The 16,455-nt window shown below is 67.8% G+C and carries 14 protein-coding genes and 1 pseudogene; 4 read left to right on the forward strand and 11 right to left on the reverse strand.

Going from position 1 to position 16,455, the window contains the following annotated elements:
* Positions 1–143 precede the first annotated feature (143 nt).
* The 10 genes and pseudogenes from H6844_10345 to H6844_10390 all read right to left on the reverse strand — a co-directional run bounded on the left by H6844_10345 (position 144) and on the right by H6844_10390 (position 11,511).
* On the reverse strand, positions 144–2,132 hold the full coding sequence (locus H6844_10345; protein ID MCB9929799.1) for an acetyl/propionyl/methylcrotonyl-CoA carboxylase subunit alpha: 1,989 nt from the start codon (positions 2,130–2,132) through the stop codon (positions 144–146).
* A 152-nt stretch (positions 2,133–2,284) separates the two neighbouring features.
* Complete coding sequence (locus H6844_10350) at positions 2,285–3,817, reverse strand: acyl-CoA carboxylase subunit beta (GenBank protein MCB9929800.1); 1,533 nt, start codon at positions 3,815–3,817, stop codon at positions 2,285–2,287.
* A gap of 123 nt (positions 3,818–3,940) precedes the next feature.
* A complete protein-coding gene (locus tag H6844_10355) occupies positions 3,941–4,630 on the reverse strand; it encodes an ATPase (GenBank protein ID MCB9929801.1) in 690 nt (229 codons plus the stop codon).
* Complete coding sequence (locus H6844_10360; GenBank protein ID MCB9929802.1) at positions 4,627–5,679, reverse strand: RluA family pseudouridine synthase; 1,053 nt, start codon at positions 5,677–5,679, stop codon at positions 4,627–4,629. The genes H6844_10355 and H6844_10360 overlap by 4 nt, the downstream gene beginning before the upstream one ends.
* The gene (gene crcB, locus H6844_10365; GenBank protein ID MCB9929803.1) at positions 5,676–6,053 is read right to left on the reverse strand and encodes a fluoride efflux transporter CrcB; all 378 of its coding nucleotides are present in this window, start codon (positions 6,051–6,053) and stop codon (positions 5,676–5,678) included. The genes H6844_10360 and crcB overlap by 4 nt, the downstream gene beginning before the upstream one ends.
* Entirely contained in the window at positions 6,050–7,360 is a 1,311-nt protein-coding gene (locus tag H6844_10370; protein MCB9929804.1) for a replication-associated recombination protein A, read from the reverse strand. Before H6844_10370 ends, crcB begins: the two co-directional genes overlap by 4 nt.
* Complete coding sequence (locus H6844_10375; protein MCB9929805.1) at positions 7,357–8,760, reverse strand: Do family serine endopeptidase; 1,404 nt, start codon at positions 8,758–8,760, stop codon at positions 7,357–7,359. Before H6844_10375 ends, H6844_10370 begins: the two co-directional genes overlap by 4 nt.
* A 135-nt stretch (positions 8,761–8,895) precedes the next feature.
* Positions 8,896–9,372, reverse strand: coding sequence for an aromatic-ring-hydroxylating dioxygenase subunit beta (locus tag H6844_10380; protein ID MCB9929806.1), 477 nt, complete (start codon positions 9,370–9,372; stop codon positions 8,896–8,898).
* A gap of 11 nt (positions 9,373–9,383) precedes the next feature.
* On the reverse strand, positions 9,384–10,646 hold the full coding sequence (locus tag H6844_10385; protein ID MCB9929807.1) for a Rieske 2Fe-2S domain-containing protein: 1,263 nt from the start codon (positions 10,644–10,646) through the stop codon (positions 9,384–9,386).
* 610 nt (positions 10,647–11,256) lie between these two features.
* A pseudogene (locus tag H6844_10390) lies at positions 11,257–11,511 on the reverse strand (DUF1311 domain-containing protein).
* An 86-nt stretch (positions 11,512–11,597) separates the two neighbouring features.
* Between H6844_10390 and H6844_10395 the strand changes: the two are divergent.
* From H6844_10395 to H6844_10410, 4 genes are read left to right on the forward strand one after another with little or no spacing between them, the layout of a single operon-like run.
* Positions 11,598–12,365 (forward strand): gamma-glutamyl-gamma-aminobutyrate hydrolase family protein, encoded by a 768-nt coding sequence (locus tag H6844_10395; protein ID MCB9929808.1) that lies wholly within the window; start codon positions 11,598–11,600, stop codon positions 12,363–12,365.
* Positions 12,366–12,372: 7 nt separating this feature from the next.
* The gene (locus H6844_10400) at positions 12,373–13,344 is read left to right on the forward strand and encodes an alpha/beta hydrolase (GenBank protein ID MCB9929809.1); all 972 of its coding nucleotides are present in this window, start codon (positions 12,373–12,375) and stop codon (positions 13,342–13,344) included.
* Between the two features lie 29 nt (positions 13,345–13,373).
* Positions 13,374–14,171, forward strand: a complete 798-nt coding sequence (locus H6844_10405; protein MCB9929810.1) for an exodeoxyribonuclease III — start codon at positions 13,374–13,376, stop codon at positions 14,169–14,171.
* A gap of 11 nt (positions 14,172–14,182) precedes the next feature.
* Positions 14,183–15,031: an SDR family oxidoreductase gene (locus H6844_10410; GenBank protein MCB9929811.1), complete on the forward strand. Its 849-nt coding sequence runs from the start codon at positions 14,183–14,185 to the stop codon at positions 15,029–15,031.
* Positions 15,032–15,306: 275 nt separating this feature from the next.
* Here H6844_10410 and prfB read toward each other — a convergent pair.
* Positions 15,307–16,426 (reverse strand): peptide chain release factor 2 gene (gene prfB, locus H6844_10415; GenBank protein MCB9929812.1). Its coding sequence is split into 2 segments (ribosomal slippage): positions 15,307–16,356 and positions 16,358–16,426, totalling 1,119 coding nucleotides; the frame shifts between segments, so codons are not numbered across the junction.
* Positions 16,427–16,455: the final 29 nt, after the last annotated feature.

Below are 16,455 nucleotides of genomic sequence, written 5' to 3' on the forward strand. Positions count from 1 at the left end.
GTGCTTGGTTGTCCAAACACATGAGGCGATGGGCGGAAAGGTCACGGCGGCGGCAACGGCCAGCCAAGACGTGGATGCCGCCCGGGCCCGGCAAAGGCCGTGGGCCGGGCCGGACGGGCGGTGGGGTGTCCGAGCTTCTTCGCCTATTCGAACTCGACGATGATCTGGTCGGCGGCGAGGCTGTCGCCGGCGGTGGCGTTGACGGTCTTGACGGTGCCGCGGCGCTCGGCCCGCAGGATGTTTTCCATCTTCATCGCCTCGACCACGGCGATTTCCTGGCCTTCCTGCACCTCGTCGCCGGGGGCGACGGTCACGCGCAGCAACAGGCCGGGCATGGGCGACATGATCAGCTTGGAAAGGTCCGGCGGCTCCTTGATCGGCATCAGGTCGGCCAGTTCGGCCATGCGCGGGGTGAGCATCTGCACCACCACCGCCGCACCGGCATGGCTGACGCGATAGCTGCCGGCACCGATGGCGGCGATCTGCGCCGTGACGGGCCGGCCGTCGACATAGCCGTGGAACACGCGCTCGCCCAGCGACCAGTCGCTGGTGACGCGCAGGCTGGCGCCGTTCCAGTCGACGGTGCAGCCCCGGTCGCTTGGCGTGACGGTGATCGGGTAATCCTTGCGGTCGATCCGCACCACCCAGTTGCGCGACGGGCGCCATTGCTGGCCCGGCACCTGACCGGTCAGGCAGGAATCGCGCAGGGCGCCAACGGTGTGCACCATGCCGGCGATGGGCACGATGTTTTCCAGCACCGCGTCGGTGCGCTCGGGGCCGAAATAGCCTTCCGGGAATTCCTGCTCGATGAAGGCGGTGGAGAAGGTGCCGGACCGGAACGTGTCGTTCGCCAATGCGGCGTTCAGGAAGACGAGATTGTTGCCGATGCCCTCGACGATGAAGGTGTCGAGCGCCCGTTGCAGCCGGGTGATGGCCTCGGTCCGGTCGCGGCCGTGCGCGATCAGCTTGGCGATCATCGGATCGTAGAACATCGAGATCTCGTCGCCCTCGCGCACGCCGCTGTCGACGCGGATGCCCTCCAGGCCATCGGGCTCGTTGTAGTGGCGCAGACGGCCGATCGAGGGGAGGAAGTTGCGCGACGGGTCTTCCGCATACAGCCGGGCTTCCATGGCCCAGCCGTTGATGCGCACGTCGTCCTGCTGCCAGCGCAGCTTTTCGCCGGCGGCCACCCGCAGCATTTCCTCCACCAGGTCGAAGCCGGTGATCTCCTCGGTCACCGGGTGTTCCACCTGCAGGCGGGTGTTCATCTCCAGGAAGTAGAATTCCTTGTTCTGGCTGACGATGAATTCCACCGTGCCGGCGCTCTGATAGCCGACCGCCTGGGCGAGGCCGACCGCCTGGGCGCCCATGCGCGCGCGCATCTCGGGGTCGACCAGCGGGCTCGGCGCTTCCTCCAGCACCTTCTGGTGCCGGCGCTGGACCGAGCATTCGCGCTCGCCCAGATGGATGACATTGCCGTGGCTGTCGCCCAGCACCTGGATTTCGATATGGCGGCCCTGGTGGATGTATTTCTCGATGAAGACCCGGTCGTCGCCGAAGCTGGAGCGCGCTTCGCTGGCGGCGCTGGCCAGGCCTTCTTTCAGGCCGGCATCGTCCCAGGCGATGCGCATGCCCTTGCCGCCGCCGCCGGCCGAAGCCTTGATCATGACCGGATAGCCGATTTCGCGCGCGACTTTCAGGGCGTCGGCGTCGGAGGTCAGCGCGCCGTCATAGCCGGGCGCGACCGAGACGCCCGCGCGCTGCGCCAGCAGCTTCGATTCGATCTTGTCGCCCATGGCGCGGATCGCGTGCGGCGTCGGGCCGATGAACACCAGGCCGGCCTTGGCCACCGCCTCGGCAAAGCCGGCATTCTCGGACAGGAAGCCGAAGCCCGGGTGGATCGCCTCCGCGCCGGTGTCCTTGGCGGCCTGGAGGATGCGCTCCTGCACCAGATAGCTTTCCGCGGCCGTCGGCCCGCCGATCGCGACCGTCTCGTCCGCCAGTTCGACGGCCTTGGACCCCTTGTCCGCCTCCGAATAGACCACCACGGTTTGAATGCCGAGGCGGCGGGCCGTTTTGATGATGCGGACCGCGATCTCGCCGCGGTTGGCAATGAGGATTTTGGAGAACATGGGGGCTAGCGCCTTATGGATCTGACGGGTTTCAGCTTTGGTGCCATCCGGGCCGCCGCCGCTCCCTCAAGGCGAGGCCGCCGGGCGGCGTCGGCCGCGGCGGTTCGCAATGACGGGGCGGGGGTGGGGCAGGGCATTTCCGCACCGAGCCTCTAGAGCGGGATGTTGTCGTGTTTCTTCCATGGGTTTTGCAGCTGCTTGTTGCGCAGCATGCCCAACGCCTTGATCAGGCGCCGCCGCGTGTTGTGCGGCCGGGTCACGTCGTCGATATACCCGCGGGAGGACGCGACGAAGGGATTGGCGAACTTGTCGGCATATTCCTGCGTGCGCGCTTCGATTTTCTCGGGGTCGCCGATGTCCTGGCGGAAGATGATCTCCACCGCGCCCTTGGCCCCCATCACCGCGATTTCCGCCTGGGGCCAGGCATAGTTGACGTCGCCGCGCAGGTGCTTGGAGGCCATGACGTCATAGGCGCCGCCATAGGCCTTGCGCGTGATCACGGTCACCTTCGGCACGGTCGCCTCGGCATAGGCGAACAGCAGCTTGGCGCCGTGCTTGATGATGCCGCCATATTCCTGGCTGGTTCCGGGCAGGAAGCCGGGCACGTCGACGAAGGTGACGATCGGAATGTTGAACGCATCGCAGAAACGCACGAAACGGGCGCCCTTGCGGCTGGAATCGATGTCAAGGCAGCCGGCCAGCACCATCGGCTGGTTGGCGACGAAGCCGACGGTCGATCCGTTCATGCGGCCGAAGCCGATGACGATATTGCCCGCATAGTCCGGCTGGATCTCGAAGAAATCGCCCTCGTCCACGACCTTGTGGATCAATTCCTTGATGTCATAGGGCTTGTTCGGGTTTTCCGGCACCAGGCTGTCGAGCGACATTTCCGGCCGGTCGACCGGGTCGGCGGTCGGGCGGGACGGCGGCTTCTCGCGGTTGGAGGTGGGCAGGAAGTCGACGAAGCGGCGGACCTGCAACAAGGCCTCGATATCGTTCTCGAACGCCATGTCGGCGACACCGGACTTGCTGGAATGGGTGCGCGCACCGCCCAATTCCTCCTGCGTCACGTTCTCGTGCGTCACGGTCCGCACCACGTCCGGGCCGGTGACGAACATGTAGGAGGTGTCCTTCACCATGAAGATGAAGTCGGTCATGGCCGGCGAATAGACCGCACCGCCGGCGCACGGCCCCATGATCACCGAAATCTGCGGAATCACGCCGGAGGCCAGCACGTTGCGCTGGAACACCTCGGCATAGCCGCCCAGCGAGGCAACGCCTTCCTGGATGCGGGCGCCGCCCGAGTCGTTCAGCCCGATCACCGGCGCCCCGACCTTCATGGCCTGGTCCATGATCTTGCAGATTTTCTCCGCATGCGCCTCGGACAGCGAGCCGCCGAACACGGTGAAATCCTGCGAATAGACGAACACCAGCCGGCCGTTGACGGTGCCGTGGCCGGTCACCACGCCGTCGCCGGGAATTTTCTGGCCCGCCATGCCGAAATCGGTCGAGCGATGCTCGACGAACATGTCGTATTCTTCGAACGAGTCTTCGTCGAGCAACACTTCCAGGCGTTCGCGCGCGGTCAGCTTGCCTTTGGCGTGTTGCGCGTCGATGCGATGTTGGCCGCCGCCCATGCGGGCATGCTCGCGCTTTTCTTCCAACATTTTGACGATGTCTTGCATTGGGACTCCCAAAGCGAACGGCCCGGACGGGCGCTACGTGGCTGCCAAATTCGGGCAGCAGAAATCGGGCGCAATCAGGCGGGCCCGCGCATTCGATCCGGGCGAAATAGGCCGAAACCGCCCTCAGAGCAAGGCCAGAAAGCGTTCCGCGGCTCGGAGTTCGGCTCGCAGGCGCTCCAGACGCGCTTCCGCCTCCGGATCATGGCCCCAGCGCTCCATCTGGTGGGCCTCGTCGACCTGTGCGGCGTCGGCCGCCTGATCGCCGCTGATTCGCCCCTGCGCAAGCGCCAGGGCAATGACCACCGAGCCGGTGACCGCGGTCGCGACCGAGAGCGCGGCCAGCGGGAAGGCGTCGTAGCCGGCGACGGCGGCCTGGATCCGCGCAATCGCTTCGGCCGGCTGCGGAATGGGGTTGATGCCCTGGGTGACGACGAGCCGCGCGCCCAGGGCTTCGTCCGCCCAGGCGAGCAGGGGCGCCCAGGCCGCATGCTGGGCCTGGACCAGGGAGTCCGGCTGATCGGCGCGATAGCAGAGCAGGTCGGTCTCCGCGAATTTGGCGATCTCGGCGGCGACGGCGCCGATCTGCGGCGCGACGCGGTCGAGGGCTGTGGAGGCGAGTTGCGTCAACGGCATCGCCGCCGGCTCGATCTCGTCGCCCTGCGCCTGCCATTCCTCGGCCAGCGCTGCCGCCAGCGCCGGCGTCGGCAGATGCAGCAGCGTCCGTTTCGGGGTCCGCACCGGTCGGCCGTCGAGCAGGACGGCCAGACCGCCCTCGTGCTCGCCGGCTGCGGCTTGCTTGTAAAACCGTTTCATCGCCGTTTCTTCTTCTCCCGCGCCATCACGGCGTGGCGGTATTCCTCGCGCATATTGGGGATGGGCTCGTCCGCCAGCGGGTTTTCGGGATTGAAATCCAGCGCCCGCAGCGTGTGCAGGAAATGCTCCGGCGGCGGCGCGACCAGATGGGTCTCGCCCTTGCGCCGGCCGAATGGCGGCAGCCAGAGGGCGCGGGCGTGCAGGTGCAGGCCGGGCGCCACGTCCAGCGCCTCGACCAGGCCGTCGGCCATGCCGTCCGCGTGCTCGCCATATTTGGTGTCGCCCAGGATCGGCTTGCCCTTGGCCGCCATATGGGCGCGGAGCTGGTGGGTGCGGCCGGTGCGCGGCGCCAGCGCCACCCAGGCGAGGCGGCGGCTGGCCTGTTCGACGGTGCGATAGTCGGTGATGGCGCGTTGGCCGTCGTGATCCTCGCTCATTTTCTCATACACGTCGCCCTGCTTCGACAGCGGCAGGTCGATGAAGCCATCGGCCGGCTTGAGAATGCCGACGGTGATCGCCCAGTAGAGCTTTTGCATCTCGCGCAGGCGGAAGGCGTCGTTCAGCGCGCGCGTCGCCTGCGCCGTGCGGCCCAGCACCAGAACGCCGGAGGTGTCGCGGTCGAGGCGATGCACCAGGCGCGGCCGCTCCCCGTCCCTGCCGGCGAGCGCGGGCAACATGCCGTCGACATGCCGACGGGTCTTGGTGCCGCCCTGGACGGCCAGGCCCGCGGGCTTGTTCAGGGCGATGATGTCGGCGTCCTCGTAAATCACCAGGCTGCGGATGAAGGCCGCGTCTGCGTCGCTGACCCGTGGCGCCTGCCGCTCGGACGCATCGTCGGCCTCGCCCAGGGGCGGCACGCGCACCGCTGCGCCTTCCGCCAGCCGGTCCGAGGCCTTGGCCCGCTTGCCGTCCACCCGGATCTGGCCCGAGCGCAGCAGCTTCTGCAAATGGCCGTAGGAAAGCGTGGGGAAGCGCTTCTGGAACCAGCGGTCCAGGCGCTGGTCCGCCTCCTGTTCGCTGATGGTCAGGGTTTGGACGCGACTGGTCATACGAATAGCCTGAAAAAGCGCAAGCCGACGAAGAACAGGGCGAGGCCGGTCACCACCGATCCGACGATATAGCCGAATGCCGGCCACCAGGTGCCGCGCTCCATCAGGGTGACGGCGTCGAGCGAGAAGGTGGAAAAGGTCGTGAACGCCCCCAGGAAGCCGACAACGACCATGCCGCGCATCTCCTGGCTCAGATGCAGCCCGTGGGCGAGGGCGCCGATCAACAGGCCCAGCACCAGCGAGCCCACCAGGTTGACGGTGACCGTGCCCCATGGAAAGCCGATCCCCGTCAGCCGGCCGACGGCGACCACCGTGCCATAGCGGGCCATGGCGCCCAGCGCTCCGCCGGCGGCGACGAACAGCACCATTTTCATGAGGATGCCGCCGCCTCCGCGCGCAGGCGGGCCCAGTGGGCGAGGCGCTCGCCCACGCGCTTTTCGTGGCCGCGGTCGGTGGGGCGGTAATAGGTTTCTCGGGTCATGCCGTCCGGGAAATAGTTCTGGCCGGAAAAACCGGCCTCGGTGTCGTGGTCATAGGCATAGCCGGCGCCGTAGCCCAATTCCTTCATCAGCTTGGTCGGCGCGTTCAGGATGTGCGCCGGCGGCGGCAGCGATCCCGACGTCTTAGCCGACTTCATCGCCCGGCCAAAGCCGACATAAGCCGCATTCGATTTCGGCGCCGTCGCCAGATAGAGCACCACCTGCGCGATGGCCAACTCGCCCTCGGGCGAGCCGAGGCGCTCATAGGCCTCCCAGCCGGCAATGGCCTGGGGCATGGCGCCCGGATCGGCCAGGCCGATATCCTCGCTGGCGAAGCGCAGCAGCCGGCGGGCGATGTAGCGCGGGTCCTCGCCGCCGGCCAGCATGCGCGCCAGCCAGTAGAGCGCCGCATCCGGATCGGAGCCGCGCAGCGATTTGTGCAGCGCGGAAATGAGGTTGTAGTGCGCCTCCTGCGCCTTGTCATAGACCGGCGCGCGGGCGGCGTCGGCAATCGCCTCCGGCCCCAGCGGCTCGGCATCCGGGCCGGTCTGGGCCAGCACCTGCTCGATCATGTTGAGCAGATAGCGGCCATCGCCGTCCGCCATCGCCACCAGCGCCTCGCGCGCCCGGTCGGTGAGGGGGAGTTTGCGCCCCACCTCCGCCTCGACCCGCGACAGCAGCCGTTCCAAAGCCGCGGCGGAGAGGCGGTGCAGCACCATCACCTGGCAGCGCGACAGCAGCGCGGCGTTCAACTCGAACGAGGGGTTTTCGGTGGTGGCGCCCACCAGCACGACGGTGCCGTCCTCGACGAAAGGCAGAAAGCCATCCTGCTGGGCGCGGTTGAAGCGGTGGATTTCGTCGATGAACAGCAGCGTGCCCTGGCCGGTCGCGCGGCGTTTCTTGGCCTCGTCGAACGCCTTGCGCAGGTCGGCGACCCCGCTGAACACGGCGGAAAGCGGTTGGAAGGCCAGGCCGACGCGCTCCGCCAGCAGGCGGGCGATGGTGGTCTTGCCACAGCCGGGCGGCCCCCACAGCACGATGCTGGCGAGCAATCCCGCCTTCAGCATGCGGCCCAAGGCGCCGTCCGGCCCCAGCAGGTGATCCTGCCCGACCACTTCGTCCAGCGAACGGGGCCGCAGCCGGTCGGCAAGGGGGCGCGGTGCCGCCTGCTCCAGCCCTGCGGCCTCGAACAGGGAGCTCACGCGCGGAACTCCATGCGCAGCCGCTTGCCGCCCCGACGGATAACGATCTGCCAGCGCGACGGCCGTGTGCGGTCGATCACGACCAGATCGTGGACCTTGTGGATATCCTGCCCGTTCACCTGCTCGATGACATCGCCCGGCTGGAAGCCGGCGCGGCGCGCCAGGGAGTTGCCGCGAATGCCGTTCACCACGACCCCCTCGTCGACCCCGTCCAGCCCCATGTCCTCGATCACCGCCGGCGAGATATTGACCACGCGCAGGCCGTTCAGCGGAGAACTGCCGCTGAGTACGGTCTGGTTGCGCGGCGGGTCCTCCGGCGGCGGCTCGATCGGGACGGCCGCGGTGAGGAGCTGGCCGCGGCGCCAGTATTGCACCTTCACGGACTTGCCGGCCGCGGTTTCGAACCGGAAGCGGATGGCGACGAAGTCGTCGACCGGCTGCCCGGCGACGCTCAGGATGATGTCGTTGCGTCGCAGGCCGGCGCGTTTCAGCGGGCTGCGCGGGTGGAGCGACGAGATCAGCACGCCGCGCGGCCGCTCCAGGCCCAGCGCCTGGGCGATGTCCTGGCCGACGGGCTGGCCGCTGCCGCCCAGCCAGGGGCGCACCAGCTTGCCGCCGGTGGTGTAGGAATCGACCATGCGCTGGACCAGGCTGGCCGGAATGGCGAAGCCGATGCCGAGCGACCCGCCGGACTTCGAGAAAATCGCGGTGTTCACGCCGACCAGATTGCCGTCCATGTCGATCAGCGCGCCGCCGGAATTGCCGGGGTTGATGGCCGCGTCGGTCTGAATGAACACGCCGCCCTCGCCAATGGACCGGCTGGTGCGGGCCTTGGCGGAGATGATGCCGCTGGTCACGGTCTGGCCGACGCCGAACGGGTTGCCGATGGCCAGCACCAGATCGCCGACCTCCAACCGGTCGGAATTGCCGAAGTGGAGCGAGGGCAGGCGGGCGCCTTCGGTGTCGACGCGCAACAAGGCCAGGTCCACACGCTCGTCCATGGCCACGACCTTGGCCGAGAATTCGCGCCGGTCGGCCAGGACCACGCGGATCTCGTCCGCGCCTTCGATGACATGGTGGTTGGTGACGATCAGTCCGTCCGAGGCGACGATCACGCCCGAGCCGAGCACGTTCTGCACCCGTTGCCGCGTCGGGCCGCCCGGCGGCGCGCCGAAAAAGCGCCGGAAGAACGGGTCGTTGAACAGCGGGCTGACCCGGCGTTCGCGCACGGTCTTGCTGGTATAGATGTTCACCACGGCCGGCGCGGTCTGCTTCACCAGCGGGGCGAAGGACAACTGCATTTCAGGGGCGGAACGAGGGGTGCGGGCCGTGGAGTCCAACGCCTGGGCGTTGGGAATCCACAGCAGCATGGTGAGGGCTAGGACAAGGAGCCGCTGCATGCCGAATGTCTCCGGAACAGACCGTGATAGAGCACTTTATGTGCGATGCCGGGCCCGGGGTACAAGCCCTGTGGCCGCGGCCTCCGGCGCCGCAGGGGGTTCGGGGTCCGCGACCGCCCGGACTACAGGGCCGGACTACAGCGGATAGACCAGCAGCACGTCGACCTGCCGCGTGTCCAGGATCGCCCGCCGCTCCCGGAGTTTCAGGGCGCCGTCAACCTCGACCAGGGTATCCTGATAGCGGCCGACGGCAAAGCAATCCTGCTTGCCGGTTTCCATGGTGCGGTAGATCAGCATGGCCGAGCGCGCGCGGATCGAACCGTCTTCCGCGCGGGTCAGGCGCGGGCGCGAGAGGATGTGGCAGTGGTGGTGCGGCTCGAAAATGTTGGCCTTGCGCAAGGCGGTCACCCGGTCGCGGATCTGGCCGATGCCCTGGCAGCGCATGATCGCCATGGGATAGCCGCGCGATTCGGCCTCCAGCGTCGTGACCAGATAGAGTGCGTCGTCGGTGAAGAAATCCGGCCAGGCCTCGACATTGTCGTCGTCGATGGCCTGGGCATAGTCGGCCAGCAGGTCTTCGACCCGCTGTTGCAGTTCCGGCGTGATGGTCATGCTGCTTGGCCCTAAAAACCCATGATCTGGCGATAGCCGGTCCAGAAGCCGCGAATGGCCGTTTCGGTGGCGCGGCTGCCCTCCGAGGTCTCGGCGGTCTTGCCGCCCATTTCCAGGAACTCCGCCTCGTCCTCGCTGCCGTGCGAGCCGCGCTGCACGAACTCGTTGATGCAGCCGTCTTCCAGGCTGACCAGACCGCCGGCGCCGGTCAGATTGCCCTGGGCGATGCGCATGTCGGCCTGTTCCGGCGTGTCATCCTCATAGCCCAGATAATACCAGTGCAACTCGGTCTTGCCGACGCCCTTCGGCACGAAATGGCGCACCGCGAACGAGTTCAGGGTGAACTGGAAGGTCAGGTTCGGGAAGTTGCTCTGGATCATGTGGGTGATGTTGTCGTCGAACTCGTGGAAGGTGTTCAGCAATTCCGGCCCTTGCAGCGCGGTCTCGTCGAACTGGGCCGAGCGCACCTCCTTGTAGCCCTCGTCCTCCTGAATGGTGGAGCGCTTGGCGTAGGAGAGCGAATGCCAGGGGATCGGGTCGGCCAGCACCATGCCGCCGTCCATGTCCAGGCGGTTGATCTTGAAGGTGGTGTAGAAGGTGTGCAGCAGCGTCGCGTGATAGCTGTCGCGCACATTCTCCGCGTAGAGCTTCCAGTTGTTGTGAATGATTTGCGAGTGATAGCCGATGATCTTGTGCGGGCGCGAGAAGTTGCGCCGGATCATGCCGCACACCATCTCGCCCAGATAGTCCTCCAGCGGCGGCGTGTCATCGGAGAAGGTGCCGAAGACGACGCCGTGGTAGACCGCGACCCGCAGCGGCTCCAGCCGGTGCTGTTTCAGGTCGAAGTCCGGCGGCATGCCGCCCTTGCCGCGCAAGCCGTCCTGAAACGCGACGCCGCGCAACTGGCCGGTCAGGTCGTAATTCCAGGAATGGTAGACGCAGGACAGCCGCTGCCGGTTGCCGCGCTCCTGCAGGCAGACCAGCGCGCCCTTGTGGGCGCAGCGGTTGACCATGGCGTGGACCTGGCCGTCGCGGTTGCGGGTGACGATGACCGGAATCTCGCCGACGAACGTGGTGCGGAAATCGCCCTTCTCCGGGATTTCGATCTCCAGGCAGAGATAGTTCCACACCGGGCCGCGGAAGATGCGCTCATGCTCCAGGCGGAGGATTTCGGGATCGTGATACACCCGGTAGGGCACGCGGGTCGGCCCCTCGCCGGGCCAGTGCAGCGGCTGGGCCAGCGTTTCGGACGCCGGGACGATGGTGTCGGGCATTGGCGTGCTCCCATCGGGTGTGTTTTGTTTGGCCTACCATGCAACGCCCTGCCCCAGCGGTAAAGTCCGATGCGCCGCCCGGCCGGAGAGCGGGCTAGTGGCGCAGCAGCAGGGCGGGCGCCGATCCGCCCGTCAGGCCGAGGCGAAACGGCTTGCAGGCTCCGTCCTCGATCACGATCAGGGGGGCGTCCCCGCTTTCCGGATAGTCGAGACGCACCGACTGGGGCGGCGCGCAAAGCCCGGAACCGCCGATGGCGATGGAGGCGCGCAACAGCCGGTCCGACCCGCCCGGCAGGAACAGGACATGGACGCTCCCGCCCTCGCCCTTCGCATCGGCCGGCCGCAGACCGACCGCAGAGAGGTCGAACACGCCGTCGTCGTTGAAGTCCGCCTCCTGGATGCTTTCGGGCAGCCAGTAGATGCCCGTGCGCAGGTCCGCCGGCGCGCGGTCGAGAAGCCGGGCCAGGGCAATGCCGTTTTCCAGCCCCGGCGGCGGCTCTTCCGGGCCGACCGTGAATTCCAGCAGGCGTTGCCGTGTCATCCGCGTCGCACAGCCCGCTTCCAGCAGCGGCCGGATCGAGCCGCCGCGGCCACTGTCTCCCTGGCGCCGGCATTCCGCATCGCGAAAGGCAACCCAGGCGCGTTGTGCGGTGCGAAGAAGGCTTCGGGCCTCGTCATCGCGGGCGTCTTTCAGCGCCTGGCGGTAGCGACGGTTGAGTTCGGCATCCTCGTCTGCGAAGGTCGCGCTGGCGCAGCGGTTCATGTCCGCCTGGGTTGTGGCGCATTTCGGCGCCTCGGCATGGGCCGCCGTTGCTGCGGTCAGCGCCGCTGTCAGCCAGACCGCCACGATAATTCGGTGTGTCATGGCTGCCATTCCCGATCCTCCAATTGCCGAATCCGATGTTGCGTGGCATATAATGAGACCGATTACCAGCGATGGAGTTTCCGCCTATGCCCCGGCCCGTGGTCGGCGTGTCCGCGTGTTTGCGCGAGATGCACTCCACTCTGAACTACCACGCCGCGAATGAGCGCTACATGCACGCCATTCACGACGTATCCGGCGCCATGCCGGTCATCATCCCCGCCCTCGGCGACAAATGGGAGCACGCAGACCTGCTGTCCCGTATCGACGGGCTGGTTCTGACCGGCAGTCCCTCGAATGTCGAGCCGCACCACTACGACACGCCGCGCGCGGCCCCCGATATCAAGCACGACCCGTTCCGCGACGCCACCACGCTGCCGCTGATCCGGCTGGCGGTGCAGCATGGGGTGCCGGTGTTCGCCGTCTGCCGCGGCATTCAGGAGTTGAACGTCGCCCTGGGCGGCTCGCTCTACCAGTTCCTGCATCGGGAGCCGGGCAAGCGCGACCACCGCTCGGACAAGGCGGCGTCGTTCGAGCGCAAGGTGGCGCTCGCCCATTGGGTCACGCTGGCCGAGGGCGGCGTGCTCAACAAGCTGGTCGGCGGCGACCGCGTGCTGGTGAATTCGCTGCACGCCCAGGCGGTCAACCGCGTCGCCCCGAACATGATGGTCGAGGCGGTGAGCGACGACGGCGTGGTGGAGGCGATTTCCGCCCCGAACGCCGCCGGCTATGTGCTGGGCGTGCAGTGGCATCCGGAAGCGCTGTACCAGGAAGACCGCCTCAGCCACGACCTGTTCGCGCTGTTCGGCGAGGCGGTTCAGGCCTTCGCCCGCGGCGAGAAGCGCAAGGCTGCCTGACGCACCGATGATTCCCCCCTCGATTCCCGACACCGCCGCGACCGCCGCCTGGGTCGATGGTTGCGACGGCACGCGCCTGCGCCTGTACCGTCTGCACGGCCCAAATGCGGATGGGCCAAATGCGGATGGGCCAAATGCGGATGGCCCTGTGCTGCTGTTCGGTCACGCCAATGGCTTTGCCGCGGGCAGTTATCTGCCCTGGTTGCAACGGGTGGCCGAGCACATGCCGGTGTTCGCCTACGACTCCCGCGGTCACGGCGGCTCGGCACGACCGCGCGAGCCGCTGGCGGAGAGCACGCATATCGACGTTTTCGCGGAGGACCTCGCCCGCATTGTGTCGGCCGTGCGCGGGCAGGTGGGGCAGGGGGCGGCGCTGCACTTCGCCGCGCATTCCCTGTCCGGCCTGGCGGCGCTTCGCCTCGGCGCGGTGCTGGACCGGATGCCATTTGCTAGCGCCAGCCTGTTCGAGCCGCCGATCTCGCCGACGGCGGACCTGCCGGAGCACGCCCTTTCCGGCGAACTCTCCCAGGGCCTGATCAACGGCGCCCTGCGCCGTCGCCGCGAGTGGGAGAGCCCGGAGGCGTATTTCGCCCGCCTCGACTCCAACCCGCACTTCGCCGACTGGGACCGGGGCATGATGGCCGCGCACGCGCGCGCCACGCTGCGCTGCAAGTCCGATGGCGATGGCTGGGAACTGGCCTGCGACCCTGCCGTGGAGGCGGCGGGCTATCGCATGACGCTCAACAGCTCCACCTTTCGCTATGTCGACCGCTTCCGCTGCCCGGCCCTGTTCGTCGCGAGCGACCCGCCCGAGGCCGGCGGCCCGCCCAGCTGGGCCGCGCGCATGCAGTGGCTGGCCTCGCAGCGGGTGCCGGGCGCCAAACTGGTGCATCTGGCCGGCACCAGCCACATGATGCTGTTCGAGCGGCCGGACGACTGCCTCACCCATCTGCTGGCGCATATCGAAGCGTCGGCCTGACTGCCAGCATAACCGAAGGGCCCGACCCCGTGCGTATCGTCACCTGGAACATCAATTCCGTCCGCCTGCGCTTGCCGCTGGTGCTGCAAATGATCGAGGCCTTGCAGCCGGACGTGGTCTGCCTGCAGGAAATCAAGTGCCAGAACGCCGAATTTCCGGCGGCGGCGCTGGAAAAGGCCGGCTTTCCGCACCAGGCGGTGAACGGCATCAAGGGGTTGCACGGCGTCGCGACGATCGCGCGGGAGCCGTTTGCCGGCACGGACGTCCGGGGCTTCTGCGGTAAGGAGGACGGCCGCCACATCATGACCCGGCTCGCCGACGGCACCGAACTGCACAACTACTACATCCCCTCCGGCGGCGACGTGCCGGACCCGGTGGAGAACGACAAATTCCAGCACAAACTGGATTTCGTCGCCGAACTGGCGGACTACTGGGGCGGCCGCAAGCCGGAAGCGGGCCTGAAGGCCATCTCGGTCGGCGACTTCAACATCGCGCCTCTGGAAACCGATGTCTGGTCGCACAAGCAGATGCTGAAGGTGATCTCGCACACGCCCGTGGAGGTGGACGGCCTGAACGGGGTTCAGGCGGCGATCTGCTGGCACGATGCGGTGCGCCATTTCGTTCCGGCCGAGCAGAAACTCTATAGCTGGTGGTCCTACCGCGCCCGCGATTGGTCCGCCTCGGACCGGGGCCGCAGGCTCGACCATATCTGGGTCACCCAGCCATTGAAGCCGTCGCTGCGCGCCGCCGGCATTCACCGCGAAGCCCGCGGCTGGGAAAAGCCGAGCGACCACGTGCCGGTCTGGATCGACCTCGACCTCGGCTGAGGAGGATGGGCATGGCCGGCCATCTGCTGATTTTCGGCGAGGGCTTCACCGGCACGCACCTGCGCCGGGCCATGGAGGCCGACGGCTGGCGCGTCACCGGCACCGGCCGCGGCCCCGGCCCCAACCGCCTGGCATTCGACGGCACGGCGCCGCTGCCGGCCGGGGCGCTGGCGGGCGTCACCCATGTCGTCGCCTCCATTCCGCCCGACGACGCCGGCGATCCGGCGCTGCGCCTGCATGCGGACGCGCTGGCCGGGCTGGAGAGCCTGGCATGGGTCGGCTATCTCTCCACCACCGGCGTTTATGGCAATCACGACGGCGCCTGGGTGGACGAGACGACCCCTCCGGCGCCGACGGCCGCCCGCTCGCGGCGACGGCTGGCGGCGGAGCAGGCCTGGCTCGACTGGGGGCGATCCGCGGGGGTGGCGGTGCAGGTGTTCCGCCTTGCCGGCATTTACGGGCCGGGCCGCAGCACGCTGGACCGGGTGTGGGCGCCCGGTGCGCAGAGCGTCGTCAAGCCCGGCCATGCCATGGGGCGCATTCATGTGGACGACATCGTCTGCATCGTCCGCGCCGGCATGGCGAGGCCGGAGGCCGGCCCGGTGTTCAACTGCGCCGACGACGAGCCGGCCCCGACCGCCGACGTCAACGCCTATGCCGCCCGCCTGCTGGGCATCGCGCCACCGCCCGAGGTGTCGTTCGAGCAGGCGGACCTCTCGCCGATGGCCCGCAGCTTCTATGCCGACAACCGGCGGGTGCGGAATGAGCGCATCAAGCGGGAACTGGGCGTGAGCCTGCTCTATCCCACCTACCGCGAGGGGCTGGCGGCGGTGCTGAAAGCCAGCGGATCACTGACGTAATCCGAGGCCCCGTGTCCCGGCCGCTGCGGAGCGGCGGGCCGGGACCGGTGGCTGTCGCGAACACGGTCGCTTGCGATGTTCGAAGGATGACACCGGCCCCGGATGGCGGCTTCGCCCCCTCCGGGGAATATCAGCTTTCGATTGCGCCGGGTGTTTCCCGGCCGCTGCGGAGCGGCGGGCCGGGATCGGTCGCTGTTGCGAACACGGTCGCTTGCGGTGTTCGAAGGATGACGCCGGCCCCGGATGGCGGCTTCGCCCCCTCCGGGGAACAGCGCCTACTCGACGCCGGCCCGCTTGGCGCCGGCTTTCTCGGCCAGCGACGCGGCCAGGAACTGGTCGATGTCGCCGTCCAACACCGCCTGGCTGTTGCCGGTCTCCACGCCCGTGCGCAGGTCCTTGATCATCTGGTAGGGCTGCAACACGTAGGAGCGGATCTGGTGGCCCCAGCCGATGTCGGACTTGTCGGCCTCGACCGCGTTCGCCTGTTCCTCCCGCATCTTCAACTCGCGCTCGTAGAGGCGGGCCTTCAGCATCTCCATGGCGGTCGCCTTGTTGCGATGCTGCGAGCGGTCGTTCTGGCATTGCACGACGATGCCGGTCGGCTCGTGCGTGATGCGGATCGCGGATTCGGTCCGGTTGACGTGCTGGCCGCCGGCGCCGGACGCGCGATAGGTGTCGATGCGCAGGTCCTTTTCCTCGATCTCGATCTCGATCGAGTCGTCGATCACCGGATAGACCCAGGCCGACGAGAAGCTGGTGTGGCGCCGCGCCTGGCTGTCGAACGGCGAGATGCGCACCAGCCGGTGCACGCCCGACTCGGTCTTGAGCCAGCCATAGGCGTTGTCGCCGACGATTTTCAGGGTCGCGGACTTGATGCCGGCTTCTTCGCCGGGGCTTTCTTCCAGCAATTCGACCTTGTAGCCGTGCTGTTCGGCCCAGCGCGAGTACATGCGCAGCAGCATTTCCGCCCAGTCCTGCGCCTCGGTGCCGCCGGCGCCGGCGTGGATTTCCAGATAGGCGTCGTTCGGGTCGGCCTCGCCGGAGAGCAGGGATTGCAGCCGCGCCTGCTCGGCCCGGGCCCGCAGCCCTTCCAGGTCGGCTTCCGCCTCGGCCAGCGTTTCCTGGTCGCCTTCTTCCTCGGCCAGGTCGATCAGGCCGATCGCGTCCTCCAACCCGTTCTCCAGCGCCCGATAGCCGTCGATGGCATCGGTCAGCCGCGTGCGCTCGCGCATCAGCTTCTGCGCGTTGTCCGGCTTGTTCCAGAGGTCGGGGTCTTCGGCGAGGGCGTTCAGTTCGTCGATGCGAACAAGGGCGTTATCCCAGTCAAAGATGCCTCCGGAGCAGGGCGAGCGCATCTCGGATTTCGTCGACGATGGCTTGGGATTCGGCACGCATGGGGGCTGTCCTGTCAGACGGAAAATCGG

The organism is Alphaproteobacteria bacterium (genome assembly GCA_020638555.1).
Taxonomy (GTDB): Bacteria; Pseudomonadota; Alphaproteobacteria; order Bin95; family Bin95; genus JACKII01.

Excerpts from the sequence above, each read along its gene's own strand:
- H6844_10375 (MCB9929805.1), bottom strand. The coding sequence starts at position 8,760 with ATGCAGCGGCTCCTTGTCCTAGCCCTCACCATGCTGCTGTGGATTCCC.
- H6844_10380 (MCB9929806.1), bottom strand. The coding sequence starts at position 9,372 with ATGACCATCACGCCGGAACTGCAACAGCGGGTCGAAGACCTGCTGGCC.
- H6844_10410 (MCB9929811.1), top strand. The coding sequence starts at position 14,183 with ATGGCCGGCCATCTGCTGATTTTCGGCGAGGGCTTCACCGGCACGCAC.
- H6844_10350 (MCB9929800.1), bottom strand. The coding sequence starts at position 3,817 with ATGCAAGACATCGTCAAAATGTTGGAAGAAAAGCGCGAGCATGCCCGC.
- H6844_10355 (MCB9929801.1), bottom strand. The coding sequence starts at position 4,630 with ATGAAACGGTTTTACAAGCAAGCCGCAGCCGGCGAGCACGAGGGCGGT.
- H6844_10385 (MCB9929807.1), bottom strand. The coding sequence starts at position 10,646 with ATGCCCGACACCATCGTCCCGGCGTCCGAAACGCTGGCCCAGCCGCTG.
- H6844_10360 (MCB9929802.1), bottom strand. The coding sequence starts at position 5,679 with ATGACCAGTCGCGTCCAAACCCTGACCATCAGCGAACAGGAGGCGGAC.
- crcB (MCB9929803.1), bottom strand. The coding sequence starts at position 6,053 with ATGAAAATGGTGCTGTTCGTCGCCGCCGGCGGAGCGCTGGGCGCCATG.
- H6844_10345 (MCB9929799.1), bottom strand. The coding sequence starts at position 2,132 with ATGTTCTCCAAAATCCTCATTGCCAACCGCGGCGAGATCGCGGTCCGC.
- H6844_10395 (MCB9929808.1), top strand. The coding sequence starts at position 11,598 with ATGCCCCGGCCCGTGGTCGGCGTGTCCGCGTGTTTGCGCGAGATGCAC.
- H6844_10400 (MCB9929809.1), top strand. The coding sequence starts at position 12,373 with ATGATTCCCCCCTCGATTCCCGACACCGCCGCGACCGCCGCCTGGGTC.